Annotated in this window: 1 protein-coding gene; it reads left to right on the plus strand. The window is 36.4% G+C overall.

Annotation, left to right across the window (positions count from 1 at the left end; genetic code table 11):
* Window positions 1–51: 51 nt before the first annotated feature.
* Window positions 52–228 (plus strand): small acid-soluble spore protein SspI (sspI, locus tag AOA59_RS33545; RefSeq protein WP_099488871.1); only part of this gene is annotated, 177 nt, incomplete at its 3' end.

Genomic DNA, 228 nt, shown 5'->3' on the forward strand with positions numbered 1-228 from the left:
ATTATGAAAAGTTGTTGCATTTTTGTCAACAATAGAAAGGAAGGGTGCAATATGAGCTTTAATTTACGTGCAGCAATCATGCAGAATATCTCTGGAAACAGTGCTGATGAAGTGGAAGCTACGATCGTTGATGCTGTTCAAAGTGGAGAAGAAAAAATGTTACCTGGTTTAGGGGTACTTTTTGAAGTATATTGGAAGCAAGCTAGTGAACAAGATAAACAACAAATG

The organism is Pseudomonas sp. 2822-15, assembly GCF_002742515.1.
GTDB lineage: Bacteria > Pseudomonadota > Gammaproteobacteria > Pseudomonadales > Pseudomonadaceae > Aquipseudomonas > Aquipseudomonas salomonii.